The following is a 22,278-nucleotide window of genomic DNA, read 5'->3' as shown; positions in this document are numbered from 1 at the left end:
CTGCGCGAGCCGGGGCCCACTCGTTCGCAGAGAGATGCCGGACACAACCGCAGATGACACGAATTGTGTCTCATGTGCCTTCAGTAACTTTTTCACCGCTCTGCAAGTGAGTGGCCCCCGGGTCTGCGCTTCGCTCCGCCCGGGGAACGGCGGAGAGGACTGCGCGCCCCTAACAGGCCCGGGCACAGTGTGGGATTTGGGGCCGGGGCGGCGCGGAGAGGGTGTGAGGCTTTGCAGCGTCACCGAGGCAAACTCAGAACAAAAAGGAACTTTCTTGTCGCCTGGTGGGATATTATGCTACTTTTTCCGAAGGCAAGGAGATCCGCCATGCAGAATGCCGAGAAGATCAGCGTGACAATGACGCCCGAGATGATGCAGGTCATCCGTGCCAGTGTCGCTTCAGGCGAATATGCGTCGACGAGTGAGGCGCTTCGGGATGCAGTGCGTATCTGGCAGCGCGAACGGCAGGAGCATGCCGAACGCATGGCCGCCATCCGCCAGCGGGTGAAGGCCTCTGCCGATGATCCCCGGCCCTCCGTCAGCGCGGATGAAGTCATGACGCGCCTCGAAGCTCTTCACGCGGAAACGGTGAAAGGGCATGGCGGTGAAAGCCGTTGAGGTCACCTTCCGGGAAGCCGCCATCACCGATATTCAGGATGTTTACCGCTGGATTTATGAGGTCAGCCTTGACCCTGAGACAGCGCAGCGTTTTACCTCCTGGCTGGTGCAGGCCTGTCTGCGCATAGGCGAGGTTCCGTCCGGTGGACGGCCTAGAGATGATCTGTTGCCGGGACTGCGCACAGTTCCGTTCGAGAAGCGGGCGGTCATCGCATATGTGATCAAGGACGGCACGGTAGAGATCACCAATGTCTTTTATGGTGGCCGTGACTACGAGAGCTTGCTGAAGGAGTAAGGCGCCAGAGCACATTTGCTCAGGCCTCATTCAGCTCCATGGCCCGGCGCGCGCGCGAGGACCGGGCAGGCTGCAGGCGGCAGCTTTTCACTGCCGCCGTATCGCCCCGGCGGGATCAGGCTGCCGCTGCTCCGGCCTGGTTCAGCGAGCTGTCCAGATCGCCAATGATGTCGGCGGTCTCTTCAAGGCCCACGGACAGGCGGATCAGACCTTCGGAGATGCCATGCGCGGCACGCTCTTCCGGCGTGTAGGTGGAATGGGTCATCGAGGCCGGGTGCTGGATCAGGCTCTCGCAGTCGCCGAGTGATACGGCACGCCGGATCATCATCAGGCGGTTCATCAGCGTGGCCCCGGCTTCGTAGCCGCCCTTCAGCTCAAAGGCGATCATGCCGCCGAAGCCCGGCATCTGGCGGCGGGCGAGATCATGCTGGGCGAAGCTTTCGAGGCCCGGATAATACACCTTGGCCACTGCGGGATGCGCCTCAAGGAACCGTGCCACCTCCATTGCAGAGGCGCAGTGGCGCTCCATGCGCAGCTTCAGCGTCTTCAGGCCCCTGAGCACCAGATGGGCATTGAACGGCGCCATCACGGCCCCTGTCATGTCCTTCATTCCGACCAGACGGACCTGCTGGATGTCCGCGCCCGGACCCACCGCAATGCCGCCGACAAGATCGCCATGGCCGCCCATGTACTTGGTTGCCGAATGCACAACGATGTCGGCTCCCAGCTCGACCGGGCGGGTCAGGACCGGGGTCGCATAGGTGTTGTCGACCACGGTGCGCGCACCGGCCTTGCGGGCAATGGCGGAGATGGCGGCAATATCGACCAGCCGCATGTTCGGGTTTGCTGGCGTCTCGAAATAGACGATTTTCGTCTTGCTGCTGATCGCCGCTTCCAGATCGGCCGGGGCCGTCAGGTCGACATGGGTGATCGTAATGCCGAAGCGGGCGAGGCCGTGGCGCAGGAAGGCGAAGGTGCAGCCGTAGAGCGTCTTGTCGGTGATGACCTCATCCCCCGGCTGGAGGAAGGTCCACAGCACCGAGGTGATCGCACCCATGCCCGAGGCCAGTGCGAGTCCGGCCTCCGCTCCTTCGAGCACGGCGCAGCGCCGCTCCAGCAGATCCAGCGTCGGGTTGGAAATGCGCGAGTAGAAATAGCCACCCTCACGGCCGGCAAAGATCGCCGCGCCCTGTTCGGCGCTGTCAAAGGCGAAGGTGGAGGTGAGGTGCATCGGCGGCGTCAGGGCGCCTTCGTTGTCCATCGGGTCATAGCCGTGATGGATGGCGCGCGTTGCAAAGCCGGCGTTGGACTTCAGGGTCATGGGCTGCTCCTCCAGATCAGATCGTGCAAGGAGAATACTGCTGACAGGCTGGCAGGTGCTTTCAAGATATGCCACATTATGGGTATGATTTAGCAGATATTGCCAAGACAAGCCGGAGTAGCGACCGTTGATGCCACGCCTGGACCCCAAGGACCGCCAGATCATCCGCGCCTTGCAGGAGGATGGCCGCCTGACCAATCAGGAGCTCGCTGGGAAGGTGAACCTGTCGCCGTCGCCCTGCCTGCGCCGGGTACGGCTTCTGGAAGAGCGCGGGATCATCACGGGCTATGCGGCCAAGGTCGATCCGGCTGCCTGCGGACTGGAGATCACGGCATTCATCCGCATTTCCCTGCAGCGGCACGAAGGGGCGAATGTCTCGGACTTCGAGGCGCGCGTCCGCCGCATCCCGGAAATCCTTGCCTGCTATCTGATGACCGGTGAGGCCGACTATTTGCTGCGCGTTGTCGTCGCCGACCTGAAGGCCTATGAGGCCTTCGTCCGCGATCAGCTGCACCACATTCCCGGCATCGCGTCCATCAACACGAGCCTTGTCTATGGCGTGGTCAAGGAAACCAGCGTGTTTCCGTGACAAGGATCCATCGTTTTTGCGTGAGAATTTCGGACGGCTCCAGGCTTCATTCTCACCTGACCGCCTTGATCCCCTCCAGGATCAGCGTCGTGGCGACGCCGGCGTAGTCTTCGCGGCTGATGCGGCCGCCGTCGCGGAACCACATGTAGACCCAGTTCATCATGCCGAAGAGCGACATGGTGACGGGCATCAGCAGCGGGCGCTCGCGGCTGTTGAGGTCCGGGTTGATCAGCTCCAGCACGGTGGAGAAGCGCCGCACGATGCCACGCTCCAGCGCGGTGATGCCGGCTTTCTGCTCGTCCGAGAGGGCGGAGGTGGCGTTGAGCTGAACCTTGTGCTGGTTGTCCGCGCCCCGGTAATTCTCCAGAACTGCGCCGACCAGCCGCCGCAGCCTGTCGCCCGGCGGCAGGGACGGGTCGTCTGCGGCCTCGATGGCCTCATCCAGCGCTTCAAGATGTGTGACGATGATGGCGTAGATCAGCGCGTCCTTGCTCGGATAATAATGATAGAGCAAGGCCTTGGACACCTGCGCAACGCTGGCGATCTGGGACATGGAGGCTTTTTCCATGCCCTGCTCGGCGAAGACCTGCGCTGCCTTGTCCAGAATGCTGCGCTGCTTCTCTTCAAAGTCTGCTGCCCGCGTGCGAGCCATCTTGCTGTTCCTGTTCATGACAAACGGGCGGATTGCGCGTTGTTTAGCCGATCCGCCCCCGGTTGTCAGGGGTTCGCCCCATGGGCCGTGATGCCGCAGGGGCTTGATGTTGTGCCGCTCATGCGCCGCACGGGCTTTTATTCCTTCGGCCTGTTGTCCACCACCCGCTTGGCCTTGCCTTCCGAGCGGGCGACGCCGCCGGGGGCGTGATGTTGATCCGGGTCGAGACGCCGACCACGGCCTTGATGTGATGTGAAAGCTCCCCGGCGGAGGACTTGCGGGCATCATCGCCTGCCATCTCCCCGTGCATTCCACATGCACGGTCATGGTGTCCATGCGCCCGTCGCGGCTCAGTTCGATCTGGAAATGCGGGGCAAGGCCCTTGCACTTGAGGATCTGCTCCTCGATCTGCGTCGGGAACACGTTGACGCCGCGCAGGATGATCATGTCGTCGCTGCGGCCTGTGATCTTCTCGATGCGCCGCATGGAACGGGCGGTGCCGGGCAGAAGCCGCGTCAGGTCGCGGGTGCGGTAGCGCACCATCGGCAGGCCTTCCTTGGTGAGGGTGGTGAACACCAGCTCGCCCATCTCGCCATCGGGGAGCACCTCGCCCGTCACCGGATCGATGATTTCCGGGTAGAAATGGTCTTCCCACACATGCAGGCCGTCCTTGGTCTCCACGCATTCCTGCGCCACGCCCGGTCCCATGATTTCCGACAGGCCGTAAATATCAACCGCGTGCATGTCGAAGGCTTCTTCGATTTCGCGGCGCATGGCGTTGGTCCAGGGCTCGGCGCCGAAGATGCCCGTCTTCAGCGAGGACTGGCGCGGATCGAGCCCCTGACGGCGGAACTCATCAAGGATTGCCAGCATGTAGGACGGGGTGACCATGATGATGTCCGGCTGGAAATCGCTGATCAGCGTCACCTGCCGCTCGGTCTGGCCGCCGGAAATCGGCACCACGGTGCAGCCCAGCCGCTCCGCGCCGAAGTGGGCGCCAAGGCCGCCGGTGAACAGGCCATAGCCATAGGCATTGTGCAGCATGTCGCCCGGCCGCCCGCCGGCGGCACGGATGGAGCGGGCCACCAGATTGGCCCAGACGTCAATGTCATTGGCGGTGTAGCCGACAACCGTGGGCTTGCCCGTGGTGCCGGAAGAGCCATGGACCCGCGTCAGCTTGTTGCGCGGCACGGCGAACATGCCGAAGGGATAGGTGTCGCGCAGGTCCTGCTTGGTGGTAAAGGGGAAGCGGGCAATGTCCTTCAGGCTCTTCAGCTCTTCCGGGTGCACGTCATGCTCGATGAAGCGCTTGCGGTAGAAGGGCGAATTCTCATAGGCGTGCTTCAGCGACCGCTTCATGCGGTGAAACTGCAGCGCCTCGATCTCGTCACGGGACGCGGTCTCGATCGGGTCGAGCGACTTGCGGTCCGGCGTCAGGTCTTCCATGGTCTCCTCCCCAGGATATCCAGTCGGGTATTCGGCTTTTGCGCCTTGGCGCGTGTGATTTACCGTCAGTTTTGGCCCTTGAGGGCGGGGCATCTCCTCTTGCCGCAGCTCCTCCCAACAAATCTTCCGTCCTTCAGCGCGTCTCTGGCTCCGCGCCCCCACCCCTTACCCCTCCCCACGAGGGGAGGGGGCTGAGAGGCAGTGCCGTGAGTCTCACCCCTCGGGAATATGCGTGCCCTTGATGGTGCGGCAGTGGCCGCGGAATTCGGCGAGGTGCTGGCCGTCCTGATTGGTGATGCGCACGTCATAGATGCCTGAGCGGCCCTGCCGTGACACTTCCACGGCCTGCGCCGTCAGCCGGTCGCCGATGCGGCCGGGCATCAGGTAGGTGATGGAACAGTGCTGCGCGACAGCGTGCTGGTTGCGGCTGTTGCAGGCGAAGGCAAAGGCGCTGTCGGCCAGCGTGAACAGATAGCCGCCGTGGCAGGTGCCGTGCCCGTTGGACATGGCAGCGGTGATAGTCATGCTGATCGTCGCGGTACCGGGGCCAACCTCTTCAAGGCGCATGCCAAGCTCTTGCGTGGCAGTGTCACCCTCCCAGAGGGAGCGGGCGGAGGCTTCGGCGATCTCCTGCGGCGTCATGGCGCTGAGCGGTTTCATTGGCCCTTGAACTCCGGCTTGCGCTTTTCAAGAAAGGCGGTGACGCCTTCGGCATAGTCGGCGCTGCGCCCGGCCTGACGCTGCAAATTGCGCTCCATGTCGAGCTGTTCGTCCAGCGTGTTGGTGGCGGCGGCCTGAATGAGCCGCTTGGTCAGGCCCAGACCCAGCGTCGGACCGGCGGCGAGCGAGGCGGCAAGGGCTTCCGCTTCGCCCATCAGCGCGTCATCCTCCACGGCCTTCCAGATCAGGCCCCAGCTGGCGGCGGTTTCTGCGGGCAGGGGCTCGGCGGTCAGCGCCAAAGCCTTGGCGCGGGGCTCGCCCAGAATGCGGGCAAGGCTCCAGCTGCCACCGGCATCCGGGATGAGACCGATCTTGGCGAAGGCCTGAATGAAACGGGCGGATTTTGCCGCCAGAACGATGTCGCAGGCCAGCGCGATATTGGCGCCAGCCCCTGCGGCCACGCCGTTGACGGCGCAGACAATGGGCTTTTCAAGGCTGCGGATCAGGCGGAGCGTGGGGTTGTAGAAGGTCTCCAGCGTGTGGCCGAGGTCCGGCGCCGGGCCACCCTTGCGCGGGTCGCGGTCGCCCAGATCCTGCCCGGCGCAAAAGCCGCGTCCTGAACCCGTCAGCAGCACGGCACGCACGGCCGCATCCTCATGGGCGCGGTTCAGGCCAGCACGCAGGGCAAGGTGCATCTCTTCGTTGAACGAATTGAGCTTTTCCGGCCGGTTCAGCGTCAGGCGCAGCACACCGTTGTCCAGTGCCACCAGCACGGTGGTGCTCTCGGTCCCGGTTTCGGGCCCAGTTTTCGTCCCAGTTTCGGGCATGGTCTTGTCTCCTCCCGTCCGGGCCATGGGACCGGACATAAAAGCTCTTGCATAAACCGACCGGCCGGTCAATGATAATCCTTGCCGGTCAGGGATGGGCCGGCGGGAGGACTTCGCAAGGACCTGAATGCCGATTGCTCGCCGGGCACTGCCCGCAAGCAGGGCTGACATGTGTCCTTGCCGTTATACCCCCGTTCCAGCTGGCCAGAGGAGTGGCCAAACGGACGGGCCGCATCCCGTTGAGAGAGAAATACCGGTCCGGTTTCCGTGGGAGGAGAGCATGAAGACCTATCTGACGACAACTGCGCTGGCAGTGGTGGCTGGCCTTGGCCTTGCCACCAGCCTTGTCACTGGCGCGCTTGCCGAAATCCGCATTGGCGCATCCATTTCCGCAACCGGCCCGGCGGCCTTCCTGGGTGACCCGGAAGCCAAGACGCTGGAAATGCTGGTTGAGGAAATCAACGCCAAGGGCGGCGTCAACGGCGAGAAGATCACCCTCATTTCCTATGATGACGGCGGCGACCCCAACAAGGCCCGCACCTTCGCCACCCGCCTTGTGGAGGATGACGAGGTGGTGGCCATCATCGGCGGCACCACCACCGGCACCACCATGTCGATTCTCTCGGTGGCGGAAGATGCGGAAGTGCCGTTCATCTCGCTGGCCGGTGCCATCGACATCATCAGCCCGGTGAAGCCGCACACCTTCAAGACCCCGCACACCGACCGCATGGCCTGCCAGAAGATCTTCGAGGACATGAAGAAGCGCGGCCTGACGAAGATCGGCATGATTTCCGGCACGGACGGCTTCGGCGCCTCCATGCAGGCGCAGTGCAAGTCGGTGGCCGGTGACTATGGCATCGAGATCCTGGCCGACGAGACCTATGATCCCAAGGACGCCGACATGACGGCGCAGCTGACCAAGATCAAGGGCACGGACGGCGTGCAGGCAGTGCTGAACCCCGGCTTCGGCCAGGGGCCGTCCATCGTGACGCGCAACTACAAGCAGCTTGCCGTCGGCCTGCCGTTCTACCAGTCTCATGGTGTCGCTTCCGATGGCTTCATCAAGCTGGCGGGTGAGGATGCGGCTGAAGGCGTGCGCCTGCCGGGCACGGCGCTGCTGGTGGCGGACCTGCTGAAGGATGGCGATCCGCAGAAGCCTGCGGTTGATGCCTACAAGGCTGCATTTGAAGCGCGCACCGGCACGCCGGTCAGCACCTTCGGCGGCTATGCCAATGATGCCTTCCTCATCCTTGTGGATTCGCTGAAGCGGGCTGGCTCTGCCGAGCCGGGCGCAATCCGCGATGCCATCGAGGCAACCTCAGGCCTTGCTGGCACCACGGGCATCTACACCATGTCTCCCGAAGACCACCTCGGCCTCGACCTCTCCGCCTTCCGTATGCTGGAAATCAAGGGCGGCAAGTGGACGGTCATCGAATGAGGTGACGAAGGGGCAGTCCCGGGCTTTTGGTCCGGGGCTCCTCTTAGGGCAGTGTCTCTTCCGGACTTCCAGACAGGCACCAGTTCCTCTCCCCCTTGAGGGGGAGATGCCCCCGTCAGGGGGCAGAGGGGGTAACTGACTGTCCGCTTGTGGGAGACGCTCTGCCGTGCTGAGGCGCTGATACCCCCTCTGTCAGCTTGCGCTGACATCTCCCCCTCAAGGGGGAGAGGGGGCTGCGGCGAGAGGAAAATGCCTTCGTTCTCCTCGCGTCTGCTGCACCTGCTGCAATGACCACTGCATATCCAGCCGGAGACTGACATGCCGGAACTGCTGCAATTTCTTTTTCAGGGGTGACGGTCGGGGCGGTGTATGCGCTTGCGGCGCTTGGCTTCACCATCATCTACAATGCGTCGGATGTGGTGAACTTTGCGCAGGGCGAGTTCGTGATGCTGGGCGGGATGATCACCGTCTTTGCCCATCTTGCCGGCGCCCCGCTGCCGCTGGCGGCGCTGCTGGCCATTGTCATCACCGCGTGCCTTGGCGTTGCCATGAACAAGCTGGCGATCGAGCCCGCACGCGGCGCGCCCGTGGTGTCGCTGGTCATCATCACCATCGGGGCGTCGATTTTCATCCGGGGCGCGGCGCAGCTGATTTTCGGCAAGCAGATCCACAGTTTCCCGGCCTTTTCCGGCGATGAGCCGTTCCACATCGGCGGGGCAACCATCCTGCCGCAGAGCCTCTGGGTGATTGGCGGGGCGGTGGCCGTGTTTATTGGCCTGTGGCTGTTCTTCACCCGCACCCTGCTGGGCCGGGCGGTGCTGGCCACCTCCAACAATCCGCTGGCGGCGCAACTGGTGGGCATCAACACCGGTTTCGTGATGACGCTGTCCTTCGCCCTGTCGGCGGGCATCGGTGCGCTGGCAGGCGTCCTGGTCACGCCGATCACGCTCACCTCCTATGACGTGGGTCTCGGCCTTGCGCTGAAGGGTTTTGCAGCGGCGATGCTGGGCGGCATGGGCAATCCGAAAGGCGCGCTGGTGGGCGGGCTGACGCTGGGCCTGCTGGAGGCGCTGACGGCGGGCTACATCTCCTCGCAATACAAGGATGCCGCCGCCTTCCTCGTCATTCTCGCGGTTCTCTTCTTCCTGCCGCAGGGCCTGTTTGGCCGCAAGGCCACGGAGCGGGTGTAAGCGATGCGACTGTCTTCCAAAGCAACGGCACTTCTCGTTCTGGCGCTGCTGGTGGCGCTGGCGCCGCTCCTGTTCCCCTCCGGCTTCTATTACCGGGTGGGCGCGCTCATCTTCGTCAACGGCCTTGCCGTGACGGGCATCGTCATCCTGACCGGCTGGGCCGGGCAGGTCAGCCTCGGCCATGCGGGCTTTGCCGGCATTGGCGGCTATGCCTGCGCGCTGGCGCCCGTTCATCTTGGTCTGCCGCCGGTGTTGGCGGTGGTGCTCGGCGCTGTGGTGTCGGGGCTGCTGGCCTATCTGGCCGGCCGGCCGGTGCTGCGGCTCAAGGGTTATTACCTTGCCATCGCAACGCTCGGCATGGGCATCCTGATCTCCATGGTGCTGAACAACGAGCGGGCGCTGACACGCGGGCCGGATGGCATCGATGTGCCGGAATTCGGCCTGCGCGGCGTGCTGAAAGGCATCGGGCTTAACCTGTCGAACGGCGAGTTCTGGTATTTCTTCTGCGGGTTCTGCCTCATCATCGGGGCGTGGCTGGCGCTCAATCTCTACAACAGCCCCACGGGCCGGGCGCTGCGGGCGCTGCATGGCTCGGAAGTGGCGGCCGGAACGGTAGGCGTCGATGTGGCGGCGGCCAAGCTGCAGGCCTTCGTCATTTCCGCCGTCTATGCCTCCGTCTCCGGTTCGCTGCTGGCCCTGCAGAACAAGTTCATCACGCCGGATGTGGCGGGCTTCATGCACTCGGTGGAGATGGTGACCATGGCCGTGCTGGGCGGTGTTGGCTCGGTGATGGGCGGCATCTTCGGCGCGGCGGTGCTGACCTTGCTGCCGCAGGTGCTGACCGTCTTTGCCGAATATGAGCAGCTGGTTCTGGGGCTGGTGATGATCCTGGTGATGATCTTCCTGCGGCAGGGGGTGATACCGTCCATTCTGCGCAAGATCAGGGGAGGCGAGGGATGAGCCTTTTGTCCATCGAGGGCCTTGGCATCAGCTTCGGCGGGCTGAAGGCGGTGCATGATGTGTCGTTTGCGCTGGAACCCGGAGAGATCGTCTCCGTCATCGGGCCGAACGGGGCGGGTAAGACGACGCTGTTCAACATGATCTCCGGCATCTATGAGCCGGGTGCGGGCAAGGTGAAGCTGAACGGGGAGGATGTGACCGGCATGCCGCCGCATCTTCTGGCCCGGCGCGGCATGTCGCGCACCTTCCAGAATCTGCAGATTTTCCAGCAGATGAGTGTGCTGGAAAATGTCACCGCCGGGTTTCACCTGAAGGAACGCGGCTCCGTGCTGGCTGATCTTCTGGCCCTTCCCGCTTCCCGCCGCCGCAGCAAGGCGGCAGAGGAGGGGCGCGGGCGCTGCTGAAACGGGCCGGGCTGGAGCGGGCGGCAGAGCGCGAGGCGGCCAGCCTCTCCTATGGCTCGCTGAAGCGGCTGGAAATCGCCCGCGCTCTGGCGCTGTCCCCGAAAGTGCTGCTGCTGGACGAACCGGCGGCAGGCTGCAATGCGGTGGAGACGGAAGAGATCGACCATCTGATCGCCGAAATCGCCGCCGCAGGCACGGCCATCCTGCTGGTGGAGCATGACATGAAGATGGTCATGCGCATCTCGAACCATATCGTTGTGCTGGACCATGGCGAGAAGATCGCCGAAGGGGACCCGGCCAGCATCAGCCGCAACCCGGCTGTCATTGCCGCCTATCTGGGAGCTGATCATGCTGCTGGTTGAGGGCCTGCGTGCCCGCTATGGCCGGATCGAGGTGCTGCATGGCCTCGACCTTTCCGTCAATTCGGGCGAAACCGTTGCCGTGATCGGCGCCAATGGGGCGGGCAAGACGACGCTGCTGCGCTGCCTGTCCGGCGTGCATCCCCTTGCTGCGGGCTCCATCACCTTCCGGGGCGAGACGCTGACAAAGGTGCCCTCGCACCGGCGTCTGGCGCGGGGGCTCGCCCAGTCGCCGGAGGGGCGGCAGATCTTCACCAACCTGACGGTGGAGGAGAACCTCAGGCTCGGGGCCTATCTCTTCGATGATGACCGGGTGGCAAAGGACATGGACGATGCCTTCCAGATGTTCCCGGTGCTGCGCGAAAAGCGCAATCTGGCGGCGGGCGGCCTTTCGGGCGGGCAGCAGCAGATGCTGGCCATGGCCCGGGCGCTGATGGGCCGGCCCTCATGCCTCTTGCTGGACGAGCCGTCGATGGGGCTGGCGCCGATCATCGTTGCCCAGATCTTCGACGTGGTGAAAAGCCTCAAGGCGCTGGATGTGACCGTGCTTCTGGTGGAGCAGAACGCCTTCGGCGCCCTGAAAATCGCCGACCGGGGATATGTGATGGAAACTGGCCGCATCACCATGGAAGGCCCCGCCCAAGACCTCATCGCCGACCCCGCATCCGCGAGGCCTATCTGGGGATTTGAGGGGGCAGTGTTTCTGCCGGACTTCCAGTCAGGCTCCAACTTCTCTCCCCTCAAGGGGGAGAGGGGCGCTGCGGCCAGTGGAGGAGAATACACTGCTGCGGTAAAAGAAGGGGCTGTCAGAGCTGGCTCAGAATCCTGCGGCAGCGCTTGCCAATCTTCCCGTTCGGGATGAAAGTTGGTTCTCCGGCGGCAGGCTTCCCGTCGGTAAGTTTTCCGGCGGCCCGGCTTTCCGGCCTCAGCCCTTGATCTCCACCTCGAACAGCGCACCGCGTTCGGACGGCAGGCAGCGGGCGTGGCCGCCATGGGCGGCTGCGATGTCCGCGACGATGGCAAGGCCCAGTCCGCAGCCACTGTCTATGTCGAGGCCGAGCCGGAAGAAGCGGTCGAATATCCGCTCGCGCAGGTCTTCCGGCACGCCCGGCCCATCGTCCTGCACGCAAAGACGCACGGTCTCAGGCAGGAAGACCAGCGTCACCGTCAGTTCGCCGCCAGGTTTCAAGGCGTATCGGACGGCGTTGTCGAGCAGGTTGGCCAGCATTTCCTCAACCATCACCGGATCGCAGGTAACGGGCCTCGCCTTGCCTTCCATGGCGAAGCCGACCGCAACATCGCGGCGCATCTGGATCTCGGCAAAGGCACGGACACGTTCGGAAACGAGGGTGGCCAGGTCCGCCTCCGTGAACAGCGAGCGCAGGCTGCGTCCGCGCACCCGCTCCATCGACAAGAGCTGGTTGGTCAGCCGGCCGGTGGCCCTTGCCGAAACGGCGATGGCGCTCACCCGCCTGCGCAAGGTTTCCTCATCCGGCGCAGACAGGGCGGCCTCCGCCTGGCTGACAATGGAGGCAATGGGATTGCGCACCTGATGGGCAGCGTCGGAGATGAAAGCGGCGCGGATCTCGAAGGCCTTGGCCAGCCGTGAGAAGAGAGAGTTCGTCGTCTCCACCAGAGGCCGCAGTTCCTTCGGCACCCAGCGCCGGATGGGGCGCAGATCATCAGGTGTGCGCAAGCTGATGGCATTGCGCAGGTCCAGCAGCGGCTTGAGACCCAGCTGGATGCCGAACCACAGGATCAGCGCGGCAGACAGGATGATCGAGCCCAGAAGCAGCAGGGACTCCGCCACAAGCTCCTGGCTCAGCGCGCTGCGCTGCATTGTGGTCTGCCACACTTCAACGGTGACCCAGCCATTAAAGCGGGGATGGGCGATGAACTCCCGCAGAATGACCGCACGGACCTCACTCCCGAGATAAATGCTGTCGAAGAAACTGGGCTCGCCGTTCTGAAGGCTGATCCCCTCAGGAATCCGGGGGAGTGGGAATAGCCTGTCACGAAACTGCCGCCCGGTCCGGTGATGCGGTAGTAGACCGGATCACCCAGTGCGGTGGTCAGTTCTTCGAGGAGCGGCTCGGTCAGCATGTCACCCTCGGAGATGATCACATCCCGCGAGATCGTCAGGGCGACGGCCAGCAGCGTCTTGTCATAAAGCTGACGCGACAGTTTCTGTGCGGCTTGATACCGGGCATAGGCGCCAATGGCGGCAATGATGACCAGCGGCACGATCAACAGCAGGAACAGCCGCGCACGCAGCGAGAGCCGGTTCATGCGGGGTCCGTATCCAGCATGTAGCCAAGGCCGCGCGCGGTCCGGATCTGGACGCCGCTGCCCTCCAGCTTGCGGCGCAGGCGGGAAATCAGCAGTTCGACAGCATTGGCCTCGACTTCCGCCCCGGTGCCATAAAGTGATGCCGTGATATGCTCCTTGGCCAGAAGCCGTCCCCTCTGGTCCAGCAGAAGCTCGAAGAGGGTCAGCTCGCGTCGGGGCAGGTCCAGCCTCTCGCCATCCCGGTAGACCGTCCGCTGCTGGCGGTCATAGGTCAGGCTGCCGGCCGTTTCGATCTGGGGCGCAACCTGCGGGCGGCGGCGGGAAAGGGCCCGGAGCCTGGCGAAAAGCTCTGCCATTTCGAAGGGCTTGACCAGATAGTCATCGGCCCCTGCATCCAGTCCGGTTACCCGGTCAGACGTCTTGCCCATGGCCGTGAGCATCAGCACGGGGGTTGCATCGCCACGCTGGCGCAGGCGGCGGGTCAACTCGATGCCCGTCAATCCCGGCAGGTTGACGTCAATGATGATGACATCACAGGTCTCAGTCCTGAGGAATTCTTCCGCGGCCAGTCCATCGTCGAGATGGTCGACTGCATGCCCCTGATCCTTCAGCGCATTCTCGATGCCCTGTGCCAGGCTCATGTTATCTTCGACGAGGATTATTCGCACCTTCGTGCCTTCTGTTGACGGACAGGTTATGGACAGCAAACTTTCGTAATGTGCGATCAAGCAGACTTGACGAGGAGAAATCAAGTCCGCTCCCACCAGAAGATAAGAATTGGCTGCATCCTGATGCTGTTCAGGGGCTGGGGAGGACATATCAATTGACTTTTTCGCATTGACGCGCCAGGGCGCGAAGGATCCGGCCGCAGCGCTGTTTACAGCGGGACTGCAGAGTCCGGCGGCAAGTGATCTGGCTCCAGGCGCTGATGCGGCGCAGGCTCTCAAGGAAAAACTCCACTAGAGCCGGGTCCTGCCTTTCCTGTCTGTCCGGTGCGGCGATGCGTGGTGTCACGCTTTGCCATGCGCCTTCCAAATCTCATCAAACATCTTGAGAACCTGCGGATCGCCGCAGTGTTCACGGAGTTCTGACCGTGATTGACACGTTACTGTCTGCGCTTGGCGCGCTTTTGTCTTTCCAGCACCTGTTCTACATGCTGATCGGAGTTTCTGTCGGGCTTCTGATTGGTGTCATTCCAGGCCTTGGCGGGATCGCCGGGCTCTCGCTTCTGATGCCGTTTCTGTATGGGATGAACGAGATCAGCGCGCTTGCGATGCTGATCGGGCTTGTGGCCGTGATCCCGACCTCGGACACGTTCTCCTCGGTGCTGATGGGCATTCCCGGCTCCTCCGCCAGCCAGGCAACCGTGCTGGACGGCTTTCCGCTGGCCCGGCAGGGTCAGGCGGCGCGGGCGCTGTCTGCCGCCTTCATCTCGTCCATGGCGGGGGGATCTTCGGCGCGGTCGTCCTGACCGGCTTTGTCGTCATCGCCCGGCCCTTGATCCTGTCCTTTGGCTCGGCGGAGCTGTTCATGCTGGCGCTGTTCGGCCTGTCCATGGTGGCGGTGCTGGCGGGGCGGAGCCTGGCCAAGGGCTTGCAGCCTGCTGCATCGGCCTGATCATCGGCTCCATCGGCGGGGCGCCAGCCACCGGCGAGTTCCGCATGATCTTCGGCTTCGACTATCTGTATGACGGCATTCCGCTGGTCATCATCGGCCTTGGCTTCTTCGCCATTCCCGAGATCGCCGATCTCCTGCGCAAGAATTCCGCCATCGCCTCGGGCAATGCCCTTGGCACGGGCTGGTTCCAGGGCATCCGCGACTGGTGGTCGAACCTCTGGCTCTCCATGCGCTGCGCAGGCCTTGGCTGCATCATCGGCGCCATTCCGGGTCTTGGCGGCTCGGTCGTTGACTGGATCGCCTATGGCCATGCGGTCCAGACCGTGAAGAAGGACCCGCAGTTCGGCAAGGGCGACATCCGCGGCGTCGTCGCCCCGGAAAGCGCCAACAACGCCATGCAGGGCGGCGCCCTGCTGCCCACCATGCTGTTCGGCATCCCCGGCTCCGGCGCCATGGCCGTCTTCCTCGGCGGCATGGTCCTGCTCGGCATCCAGCCCGGCCCCTCCATGGTGGGCGCGGACCTCAACATCACCTATTCGGTGATCTGGTCGCTGGCGCTCGCCAATGTCATGGGCGCGGGCATCTGTCTGGCCCTTGCCATTCCGATCTCGCGGCTGACCCAGATCCCGTTCCAGCGCCTTGCGCCCTTCATGATCGTGCTGATCTGCTTTGCCGCCTTCCAGGCCACCCGCTCGCTCGCCGATCTTGTGGCGCTGCTGTGCCTGGGCGTCCTCGGCGTGCTGATGAAGCGCTTCGGCTGGCCGCGCCCGGCGCTGCTGATCGGCTATGTGCTGGCTCCCCAGGCCGAGACCTATCTCTATCAGGCGCTGCAGTTCAACGGCTGGGACTTTGTCTTCCGCCCCGGCGTCATCGTCATCGCCCTGATGACCCTCGCCTCCATCTGGTTCGGCCTGCGCAACCGCATCGACGAGCACGGCCATGTGGTGCCCAACCAGGACGATGCGCCCGACGTGCCGACCCTGCGCGCGCATCTGCCCCAGATCACCTTCGCCGTGGCCATGGCAGGGCTCTTGCTGGTCGCCCTCAACGATGCGCTCAGGCATGACTTCCTCGGCCAGGTCTTCCCCTGTCCGTCTCCCTCGTCGGACTGGTCATGCTGGCCATCCTCATCCCGCAGCTGGTGCGGGGCAAGGCCGGGCATCATTCGCATTTCGATGCGGAACTGACCGGAGACCACGTCGGCCAGCCGGGGATCGGCAACCTGTGGGGCGGCCTTGCCTGGATCGCGGGCCTCGTCGGCCTCACCGCCCTCATCGGCTTCTATGCCGCCATGCTGTTGTTCTTCCCCTTCTTCCTCCTCGTCAGAGCAAGGGCCGGAGTGCTCGTAACCCTGCTCATGACCGCAGGAGCCGCAGGCGTCATCCTCACCCTCGCGTGGGCCCTGTCCCTCAACTTCCCCTCTGGAATGCTGCAGGACGCAATGGACCTGCCGTGGCCATTCCGATAAGCAAAACCTGACCCGCCCAAAAAACAGGCGGGTCAGCCAGTCAAAGGCTTCAGGAGATCAAGATGGCGCGCTCGCGCCCCGTCTTCGGCCGGTCCTCAAGGGCGCCCTCCTGAAGCCAGCAGCTGTCCAGCCAGGCATAGCCGATGATCAATTCCGGCAGCAGCGGACCTGCAGCAAAAAAATCAGCCACAGAACCTTGCGTCTTGCGCGGCGCGTTTGCCAGAAGCCTCTCCCGCGAAGACGGCATGCGGTTCTGCGTCCGAAGTCGTGTGCAAACGAACAAGTACCTTCTGATGACTTTGTTTTCATCAAGCGCGCTCTAGTACAAACGATTTAAAAAGCCGGACTCGTCAAAGGTTTCAAGCGATACCCTTCCGGCATATTGCAAAACCCGCAGGATGAGATAATGCATAAACGGATCTTGTTGCCGGAATGATTTGGTTTGTCTTGTTGTGGTGAGTAAAGCCGGAGGGAGACGGCGCACCAGAACAACCAAACGGAGAGTGACCGGATTCATCTGCGAGTATCAGCTTGGAGGGGGCTGCATGCTGCTGGAACGATCTGCCACGCCACAGGTGCGTCCGCCTGCCGTTCTGACGGCAGATGATCCGCTTCAGTTCGCGCAGCTCACGCCGGAGTGGCCGGCGGAATATGTCCAGCTCTCGCCTGGGCGGCTGTCTGCCTCGTTGCAGCTCTTGAACCTCAACCATGTCCAGCTTCTGCGCGAGACCGTGGACAAGTCGCTTCTGAAGCGGGGGCTGGCCTCCTGCCGTTCACCGCTGATCTTCGCCTTTCCGCTGGCCGCCGAAGGCATCGCCAAGGCGGGCGGGCGCGACATCCCGGCCATGGCCGGACTGCTGGCGGACGGGAGCGATCATCCGGATGTCGTGACCTCGGGCTCCATGGACCTTGCCTGCCTTGCCTTTGACGAGGAGTGGTTCCGGCAAGCCTGCCTTCTGGCAGGTGGCGGGGAACTGGCAGAGGCGCTGGCCCGGCACACGGCGCTGTTCATTCCCCCTGAAAAGCTGACCCGTGTGCGGGCTCTGTTCGAGGCGGTCATGGGCCTGGGCCACGCGCTGCCGGATGCGGCCTGCATCCGCGCCGAAGAGGACCTTCTCCTCTCTGTGCTGGACCTTGTCACCGTGTCCAGTTTCCAGCCCGGACCGGCCAGCCGGCCGCATGTGCAGGTGACCGATGCGGCGCTGGAACTGGTGCTGGAAGGCGGGCTGGAGGCCTGCTCGGTGCTGGAACTGTGCCAGCGCCTCGGGGTCAGCCGCCGCTACATGCAGTATTGCTTCACGAAGGTCTACGGCAAGAGCGCCGTGCAGGTGCTGAAGGCGGTGCGTCTTTCCAGGGTGCGCGCGTCGCTGCTGGCGGCCCGGAAAGAGGCCCGGCGAGAGACCATCGGCGATATCGCCGCCCGCTGGGGCTTCTGGCACTGGAGCCACTTCAGCCGGGACTACAAGGCCCAGTTCGGCGAACTGCCGTCCGAAACGCTGGGGAAGCCGGGGGCCATTTCCTGAAATAATGCCGTTTTTGACAGGGGCGGCCAGGAGAGTGCCGATCTCGGATAACGGCGTTCAGCCTACTGTGTCTAGGTTTTCCTACTTAACCGGAAAAACACAGTGGGGAACAATGAAGGTTAAAGATATCGCAGGAAAGACGGTTCTGGCGGGCGCAGCGCTGCTTGCCGTTCTGTCAGGTGCTCAGGATGCGTCGGCGGTGGAAGGTGGGGCCACCATCACGCCGTTTGGCCTGTTTGACTTCGGCGCAGGCATGTCGCCGCCGCCAACACCTTACGGCGCCTTTGGCCTGCAGGTGATGCATTACACGGCCAACAAGGGCAATGACGTCTTCGGCAAGAATAACGGCATTGATCTGCAACTGGATGTCACCTCCGTCACCCTTGCCTACATCAAGATGACCGAGATGAAGTTCCTGGGCGCTGCCTATGGCTTCGGTGTCGCGGTGCCGCTCATGAACCTGAACGGCTCTTTCAACGTGGGGCAGAAGGTTGCGGACAAGGATTTCCACATTGGTGATGCGGGGTTCATCCCGCTGATCCTGCAGTGGGATCTGACGAAGAACTGGTATGTGAACACCGCGTTCCAGATCCAGGCCCCGACCGGCCATTATGACGTGAACAATCCGTTCTCAGCCGGCGTCAACCACTGGACCTTTGCACCCACCGCCGGTGTGACCTACCTCTCGGACAGTGGCTGGGAAGTGTCCTCCCGCATCGAAATTTCCTTCAATACGGTCAACCGCGCCACGAACTACACCAGCGGCGTCGAGTACAAGCAGGAATTCGCCGTTGGCAAGTCGCTGGGGGCCTGGACGCTTGGCGTGGGCGGCTATGCCTATCAACAGCTGACCGATGACAAGGGGCAGGGCATCGTCAAGGGCAACCGCAGCCGCGCCTTCGCCGCCGGTCCGGCCATCGCCTGGTTCGAGCCGGGCCTGCCCAGCGTCAACTTCCATGCCTATAAGGAGTTTGGCACGCGGAACCGTCCGGAAGGCTACAACCTGTCCTTCCGTCTTTCGCACGCCTTCTGAGGCAGGATGCCGGCAAGGCGGTTGATACAGACCGGCCTTGCTGACCGGAAGAAGCTGGAAAAGCAGAAACCCCGCCGCAAGCCCGAGAGCCTGCGGCGGGGGTTTTTGTCAGCCGAGCTGAGCGGTCAGCGGGTCGTAGGCGTAGACCCAGGCCGGATCTTCCGGCTCCTTCAGCCAGGTGTTGGCGTTGGAGATGGTCTGAACTTTCGTGGCGCGGTCGCGGCGGGTGGCTTCGTAGAGGGCGAAGGCCTCGCGGTAGCCATTGGTGCCGGTTTCTTCCAGGCAGCGGGTCAGCACGGCGGCATCCTCGATGGCCATGCAGGCGCCCTGCGCCATGTGCGGGCGCATCGGGTGGCAGGCATCGCCCAGCATGACGAGGCGGCCACGGCTCCACAGGTTCAGCGGATCACGGTTCCAGAACGGCCACTTGGTCACGGTCTCCGTGGCATCAATCAGCGCCTGCACCACCGGGTGCGAGCCGCCGAAGATGGCTTCCATCTCCTCGCGGGAGCTGTCCACGAAGCTCGTCTCATGCTCCCAGCCATCCACGGGAACGCCGGTGACGTAGTAATATTCGCTGCCATCGCCCTTGGTCGCATAGGCCATGATGTGGCGCGAGGCTTCCCACCACCACTTGACGCAGGCCTCGAACTCCAGGCCGGAAGCGCGCAGCTTGTCCATGTTGACCAGCGCCCGGTGCCCGACCCAGCCGGAGAAGCGCGGCTTTTCCGGCCCGAGCAGCATTTCGCGGATCATGGAATTGATGCCATCGGCACCCACCACCAGACCGGCGGCGATCTTGCGGCCGTTCTCGAAGGTCAGCAGAACATCGCTGTCGCGCTCCTCGATGGCGGTCAGCTTGTGGCCGAAATGCACCCGGTCCTGCGGCAGGGCATCAATCTGTACCGAGTGCATGTCGCCCCGGTGGATGGTGATGTAGGAGGCGCCATATTCGCGGCGGCCATAGTCGCCCAGCGGAATGCGGGAGAGATAGTCACCCGTGTTGCCATCGCGGGAGAACCAGAAATCCGGGTGCGAGCCGATGGACTCCAGCTTCTTCTCGATGCCGATGCGGCGGAAGATCTTCATCACGTTGGGGCCAATGTGAATGCCCGCGCCCAGCCGGGTGAAGACGGGCGCCTGCTCGAACGTGTGCACCGAAAACCCGGCCCCGGCCAGCAGTGCCGCAGCGGCAGCCCCGCCAAGCCCTGCACCGATGACGGCGATTTCGACCCTTTCAATTGCGTCTGTCATTGGTCTGTCCTCTCTCTGGCAGATATTTGTTTGTATACTAACAATATGGGTATGCGTTGACCTTGGTCCCGTGTGTTCGGGGCGTCAGGATTTGTTACGGGGCCATATGGTCAAGTCAGGCTCCAAATCCTCTCCCCTCTCCCCCTCTCCCCTCTCACCATGGCGGCAGGTCCGGGGCGAAGCGGTGGCGGAGGTAGGTGGCGAGGGCCTCGCGGTTGCTGGCGGTCAGCTCTCCGTGGAAGGAGGGCATGTCGCGCAAGGCGAGGCCATCGGGGGCGCGCACGCCCTCGTCCAGAACCGAGTACAGCGCGTCCGGCTTTGGTGCGCGCAGGGCAGCGGAGCGGCTGAGCGGCGAGAGCGCCGCCGTGACCGTGCCGGAAATGGCGGGCTCGTGGCAGACGGCGCAGGCGCTGTCATAGATGCGGCTGCCCGGACCAGGTGCGGGAGAAGCTTCCGCAACAGGGGTCCGCGAAACGGGGGCCAGCGCGGCCTTCGGATCGCCTTCACCCAGAGAGGCGAGATAGGTGGCCATGGCGCGGATGTCGTTGTCCGGCAGGGCGGTGAGGCTGGCGGTTACCTCGGCCATGGGGCCGGAAGCGGTGGCAGCCTCTGAATGGCCGGTCCGCAGATAGGCGAAGAGCGTGTCCTCGTCCCAACCGCGTGCCGTGGCTTCTGCCCCGGCGAGCGCGGGCGCGTACCAGCCCTTGATCATGGCACCCGACAGCTCCGGCATTTCGGCGCCTGCCGCATTGCGCGGGGCGTGGCAGGCGGAGCAATGGCCGGCGGCTTCCACCAGATACTTGCCCCGGTTCCACACCTCGCCTTTCGCTGGCTCGGGCATGAAGGGCTTGGCGTCGTGATAGAGCAGGTTCCACACGGACAGTGCCGGGCGCAGGTTGGCCGGCGCAATCATCTGCGCCTGCGGCGCCATCTGACTGACAGGCGCAAGCGTTTGCAGGAAGGCGTAGAGCGCCAGCATGTCCTCGCCCGACATCTTGGCAAAAGATGTGTAGGGGAAGGCCGGATAGAGATTGTGCCCGTCGCGGCTGATGCCGTGGCGCATGGCCCGGTCGAAGGCCTCGAAGCTCCAGCGGCCAAGGCCGGTGTCCGGATCCGGCGTCAGGTTGGTGCTGTAGACGGTGCCGAAAGGCGTGACCACGGGCCGCCCGCCCGCATTGGCGATGCCGCCTTCCGCCGTATGGCAACTGGCGCAGTTGCCAAGGGCAAAGACCTGCCGTCCGCGCTCCAGTGTTTCCGCCGAGAAGGACGCGGGAGCGGAAGGGGTGACCGGGGCAATGGGCCGGTTGAGCGGCAGGGCAACCGCGCCGAAGGTCAGCGCGCCGCCCAGCACCGTGCCAAGGCCCAGCAGCTTGCGGCGCAGGCTGTGGCGCTTCTTGCCCTGTGCAGGGGCGGGGAGTGCACCGTCAAAGCCATGGGCGGCAAGGGCGCTGCGCATCTTTTCCGGCGTGAAGGGCACTTCGCGCATGCGCACGCCCGTTGCATCGAAAATGGCATTGGCGATGGCGGCGGCACTTGGCACGGCGGCGCTTTCGCCCACACCGAGCGGCGGGTCTTCCGGGCGGGCAATCAGCATGGTGCTGATGTCCGGCACGGCGGGGAAGGTCTGTATCGGATAGGCCGCCCAGCTTTGCGGCGTGGGCGAAATCTCGTCGAAGGTGACTTCTTCCAGCATCACGCGGCTGGCGGTCTGCACCGCGTTGCCGTGGATCTGCTGGCGCACCCCGTCCGGGTTGATCACAAGCCCCTGATCCTGCCCGATGAAGATGCGCGTCAGCGTGACTTCGCCCGTTTGCGTGTCCACTGCCACATCCACCACCCAGGCGGCGGAGGCGGCGGCAACGCCGGGGAAGGTGCCATGCACATAGGTGGCAAAGGCAAAGCCCTGCCCATAGGCCATGCGCCCCTCGCGCCGCAGGCGCGGGCCGCTGCGGGCGGACCAGCCGGCCTCTGCCGCCGTGCGCCGCACCAGATCGGCCTGCCGGGGATCATCGAGATGCCGCAGGCGGAACTCCACGGGATCTTCGCCCGCCTCGAAAGCCATTTCGTCGATGAAGCTTTCGTGGGCAAAGGTGTTCGGCAGGGCCGAGACGCCGCGCATCCAGGCGGCGCGCACCATCGGCGCCATGTCATGCACGGTGATGCGCTTGTTCGGCACCCGGTAGGGCGGAATGATGGTGCGGTCGCCCATGTCCGAGGGCGCGGCTCCGGGCTGACGCGCCCGGTCAGCAGCAGCGCCAGATTGGGCCCGCGGTTGGAGGGGTACCAGGTGTCGATGGCATAGGCATGCAGGCTGCCCGCCTTCATCCCGCCGTGC

General features: G+C 64.0%; 17 protein-coding genes and 6 pseudogenes. 12 read left to right on the top strand and 11 right to left on the bottom strand.

Translation table 11 applies throughout. From position 1 onward, the window contains the following. Window positions 1-327: 327 nt before the first annotated feature. Both ACQB61_RS21805 and ACQB61_RS21800 read left to right on the top strand, forming a co-directional pair. On the top strand, window positions 328-618 hold the full coding sequence (locus ACQB61_RS21805) for a type II toxin-antitoxin system ParD family antitoxin (protein WP_430514529.1): 291 nt from the start codon (window positions 328-330) through the stop codon (window positions 616-618). Further along, a complete protein-coding gene (locus ACQB61_RS21800; RefSeq protein WP_430514528.1) occupies window positions 599-913 on the top strand; it encodes a type II toxin-antitoxin system RelE/ParE family toxin in 315 nt (104 codons plus the stop codon). Before ACQB61_RS21805 ends, ACQB61_RS21800 begins: the two co-directional genes overlap by 20 nt. Window positions 914-1,028: 115 nt before the next feature. On the opposite strand, the gene ACQB61_RS21795 is transcribed toward ACQB61_RS21800, so the two are convergent. Further along, the gene (locus ACQB61_RS21795; protein ID WP_430514527.1) at window positions 1,029-2,234 is read right to left on the bottom strand and encodes a methionine gamma-lyase; all 1,206 of its coding nucleotides are present in this window, start codon (window positions 2,232-2,234) and stop codon (window positions 1,029-1,031) included. Between the two features lie 130 nt (window positions 2,235-2,364). On the opposite strand from ACQB61_RS21795, the gene ACQB61_RS21790 reads away from it, so the two are divergent. Next, window positions 2,365-2,823, top strand: a complete 459-nt coding sequence (locus tag ACQB61_RS21790; protein WP_430514526.1) for an Lrp/AsnC family transcriptional regulator — start codon at window positions 2,365-2,367, stop codon at window positions 2,821-2,823. A 52-nt stretch (window positions 2,824-2,875) separates the two neighbouring features. On the opposite strand, the gene ACQB61_RS21785 is transcribed toward ACQB61_RS21790, so the two are convergent. The 4 genes and pseudogenes from ACQB61_RS21785 to paaG all read right to left on the bottom strand — a co-directional run bounded on the left by ACQB61_RS21785 (window position 2,876) and on the right by paaG (window position 6,408). Further along, window positions 2,876-3,475, bottom strand: coding sequence for a TetR/AcrR family transcriptional regulator (locus tag ACQB61_RS21785; RefSeq protein WP_430514525.1), 600 nt, complete (start codon window positions 3,473-3,475; stop codon window positions 2,876-2,878). Between the two features lie 137 nt (window positions 3,476-3,612). Then, a pseudogene (paaK, locus tag ACQB61_RS21780) lies at window positions 3,613-4,921 on the bottom strand (phenylacetate--CoA ligase PaaK). Window positions 4,922-5,134: 213 nt separating this feature from the next. Then, on the bottom strand, window positions 5,135-5,581 hold the full coding sequence (paaI, locus tag ACQB61_RS21775; protein ID WP_430514524.1) for a hydroxyphenylacetyl-CoA thioesterase PaaI: 447 nt from the start codon (window positions 5,579-5,581) through the stop codon (window positions 5,135-5,137). Further along, complete coding sequence (gene paaG / locus ACQB61_RS21770; protein ID WP_430514523.1) at window positions 5,578-6,408, bottom strand: 2-(1,2-epoxy-1,2-dihydrophenyl)acetyl-CoA isomerase PaaG; 831 nt, start codon at window positions 6,406-6,408, stop codon at window positions 5,578-5,580. Before paaG ends, paaI begins: the two co-directional genes overlap by 4 nt. A gap of 280 nt (window positions 6,409-6,688) precedes the next feature. Between paaG and ACQB61_RS21765 the strand changes: the two genes are divergently transcribed. The 5 genes and pseudogenes from ACQB61_RS21765 (at window position 6,689) to ACQB61_RS21745 (ending at window position 11,449) form a co-directional block, all read left to right on the top strand. Continuing rightward, window positions 6,689-7,846 (top strand): ABC transporter substrate-binding protein, encoded by a 1,158-nt coding sequence (locus ACQB61_RS21765; protein WP_430514522.1) that lies wholly within the window; start codon window positions 6,689-6,691, stop codon window positions 7,844-7,846. 318 nt (window positions 7,847-8,164) lie between these two features. Further along, window positions 8,165-9,036 (top strand): annotated as a pseudogene (locus ACQB61_RS21760) (branched-chain amino acid ABC transporter permease). A 3-nt stretch (window positions 9,037-9,039) separates the two neighbouring features. After that, complete coding sequence (locus tag ACQB61_RS21755) at window positions 9,040-9,996, top strand: branched-chain amino acid ABC transporter permease (protein ID WP_430514521.1); 957 nt, start codon at window positions 9,040-9,042, stop codon at window positions 9,994-9,996. Next, window positions 9,993-10,762: pseudogene (locus tag ACQB61_RS21750) on the top strand (ABC transporter ATP-binding protein). Before ACQB61_RS21755 ends, ACQB61_RS21750 begins: the two are co-directional and overlap by 4 nt. After that, a pseudogene (locus ACQB61_RS21745) lies at window positions 10,749-11,449 on the top strand (ABC transporter ATP-binding protein). The pseudogenes ACQB61_RS21750 and ACQB61_RS21745 overlap by 14 nt, the downstream one beginning before the upstream one ends. Before the next feature lie 235 nt (window positions 11,450-11,684). On the opposite strand, the gene ACQB61_RS21740 reads toward ACQB61_RS21745, so the two are convergent. The 3 genes and pseudogenes from ACQB61_RS21740 to ACQB61_RS21730 all read right to left on the bottom strand — a co-directional run bounded on the left by ACQB61_RS21740 (window position 11,685) and on the right by ACQB61_RS21730 (window position 13,716). Continuing rightward, the gene (locus ACQB61_RS21740; protein ID WP_430514625.1) at window positions 11,685-12,599 is read right to left on the bottom strand and encodes a sensor histidine kinase; all 915 of its coding nucleotides are present in this window, start codon (window positions 12,597-12,599) and stop codon (window positions 11,685-11,687) included. A gap of 30 nt (window positions 12,600-12,629) precedes the next feature. Beyond that, a pseudogene (locus tag ACQB61_RS21735) lies at window positions 12,630-13,048 on the bottom strand (sensor histidine kinase N-terminal domain-containing protein); the annotation flags it as partial. After that, complete coding sequence (locus tag ACQB61_RS21730; protein ID WP_430514520.1) at window positions 13,045-13,716, bottom strand: response regulator; 672 nt, start codon at window positions 13,714-13,716, stop codon at window positions 13,045-13,047. The pseudogene ACQB61_RS21735 and the gene ACQB61_RS21730, both read right to left, overlap by 4 nt. 485 nt (window positions 13,717-14,201) lie before the next feature. Between ACQB61_RS21730 and ACQB61_RS21725 the strand changes: the two are divergent. Continuing rightward, window positions 14,202-15,852 (top strand): annotated as a pseudogene (locus tag ACQB61_RS21725) (tripartite tricarboxylate transporter permease). After that, a complete protein-coding gene (locus ACQB61_RS21720) occupies window positions 15,780-16,133 on the top strand; it encodes a hypothetical protein (protein WP_430513487.1) in 354 nt (117 codons plus the stop codon). Before ACQB61_RS21725 ends, ACQB61_RS21720 begins: the two are co-directional and overlap by 73 nt. Window positions 16,134-16,182: 49 nt before the next feature. Here ACQB61_RS21720 and ACQB61_RS21715 read toward each other — a convergent pair whose 3' ends face one another. Next, complete coding sequence (locus ACQB61_RS21715; RefSeq protein WP_430514519.1) at window positions 16,183-16,380, bottom strand: hypothetical protein; 198 nt, start codon at window positions 16,378-16,380, stop codon at window positions 16,183-16,185. A 298-nt stretch (window positions 16,381-16,678) separates the two neighbouring features. Here ACQB61_RS21715 and ACQB61_RS21710 point away from each other — a divergent pair, with 298 nt between their 5' ends. Both ACQB61_RS21710 and ACQB61_RS21705 read left to right on the top strand, forming a co-directional pair. Then, the gene (locus tag ACQB61_RS21710; RefSeq protein WP_430514518.1) at window positions 16,679-17,656 is read left to right on the top strand and encodes a helix-turn-helix domain-containing protein; all 978 of its coding nucleotides are present in this window, start codon (window positions 16,679-16,681) and stop codon (window positions 17,654-17,656) included. A gap of 112 nt (window positions 17,657-17,768) precedes the next feature. Next, window positions 17,769-18,689, top strand: a complete 921-nt coding sequence (locus ACQB61_RS21705) for a SphA family protein (protein ID WP_430514517.1) — start codon at window positions 17,769-17,771, stop codon at window positions 18,687-18,689. A 108-nt stretch (window positions 18,690-18,797) separates the two neighbouring features. Here ACQB61_RS21705 and ACQB61_RS21700 read toward each other — a convergent pair whose 3' ends face one another. Both ACQB61_RS21700 and ACQB61_RS21695 read right to left on the bottom strand, forming a co-directional pair. Continuing rightward, window positions 18,798-19,943 (bottom strand): FAD-dependent monooxygenase, encoded by a 1,146-nt coding sequence (locus tag ACQB61_RS21700; RefSeq protein WP_430514516.1) that lies wholly within the window; start codon window positions 19,941-19,943, stop codon window positions 18,798-18,800. Between the two features lie 154 nt (window positions 19,944-20,097). Then, entirely contained in the window at window positions 20,098-22,152 is a 2,055-nt protein-coding gene (locus ACQB61_RS21695; protein ID WP_430514515.1) for a c-type cytochrome, read from the bottom strand. Between the last annotated feature and the right edge of the window lie 126 nt (window positions 22,153-22,278).

The organism is Pannonibacter phragmitetus (assembly GCF_050510895.1).
Taxonomy (GTDB): domain Bacteria; phylum Pseudomonadota; class Alphaproteobacteria; order Rhizobiales; family Stappiaceae; genus Pannonibacter; species Pannonibacter phragmitetus_B.
Note: the sequence above shows the minus strand (reverse complement) of the source record. Positions and strands in the feature narration are given on the sequence as shown.

Bases quoted from the DNA above. Each gene is read 5' to 3' on its own strand.
- ACQB61_RS21805 (WP_430514529.1), top strand. From the start codon at position 328: ATGCAGAATGCCGAGAAGATCAGCGTGACAATGACGCCCGAGATGATG.
- ACQB61_RS21800 (WP_430514528.1), top strand. From the start codon at position 599: ATGGCGGTGAAAGCCGTTGAGGTCACCTTCCGGGAAGCCGCCATCACC.
- ACQB61_RS21795 (WP_430514527.1), bottom strand. From the start codon at position 2,234: ATGACCCTGAAGTCCAACGCCGGCTTTGCAACGCGCGCCATCCATCAC.
- ACQB61_RS21790 (WP_430514526.1), top strand. From the start codon at position 2,365: ATGCCACGCCTGGACCCCAAGGACCGCCAGATCATCCGCGCCTTGCAG.
- ACQB61_RS21785 (WP_430514525.1), bottom strand. From the start codon at position 3,475: ATGGCTCGCACGCGGGCAGCAGACTTTGAAGAGAAGCAGCGCAGCATT.
- paaI (WP_430514524.1), bottom strand. From the start codon at position 5,581: ATGAAACCGCTCAGCGCCATGACGCCGCAGGAGATCGCCGAAGCCTCC.
- paaG (WP_430514523.1), bottom strand. From the start codon at position 6,408: ATGCCCGAAACTGGGACGAAAACTGGGCCCGAAACCGGGACCGAGAGC.
- ACQB61_RS21765 (WP_430514522.1), top strand. From the start codon at position 6,689: ATGAAGACCTATCTGACGACAACTGCGCTGGCAGTGGTGGCTGGCCTT.
- ACQB61_RS21755 (WP_430514521.1), top strand. From the start codon at position 9,040: ATGCGACTGTCTTCCAAAGCAACGGCACTTCTCGTTCTGGCGCTGCTG.
- ACQB61_RS21740 (WP_430514625.1), bottom strand. From the start codon at position 12,599: ATGCAGCGCAGCGCGCTGAGCCAGGAGCTTGTGGCGGAGTCCCTGCTG.
- ACQB61_RS21720 (WP_430513487.1), top strand. From the start codon at position 15,780: ATGCTGGCCATCCTCATCCCGCAGCTGGTGCGGGGCAAGGCCGGGCAT.
- ACQB61_RS21715 (WP_430514519.1), bottom strand. From the start codon at position 16,380: ATGCCGTCTTCGCGGGAGAGGCTTCTGGCAAACGCGCCGCGCAAGACG.
- ACQB61_RS21710 (WP_430514518.1), top strand. From the start codon at position 16,679: ATGCTGCTGGAACGATCTGCCACGCCACAGGTGCGTCCGCCTGCCGTT.
- ACQB61_RS21705 (WP_430514517.1), top strand. From the start codon at position 17,769: ATGAAGGTTAAAGATATCGCAGGAAAGACGGTTCTGGCGGGCGCAGCG.
- ACQB61_RS21700 (WP_430514516.1), bottom strand. From the start codon at position 19,943: ATGACAGACGCAATTGAAAGGGTCGAAATCGCCGTCATCGGTGCAGGG.
- ACQB61_RS21695 (WP_430514515.1), bottom strand. From the start codon at position 22,152: ATGGGCGACCGCACCATCATTCCGCCCTACCGGGTGCCGAACAAGCGC.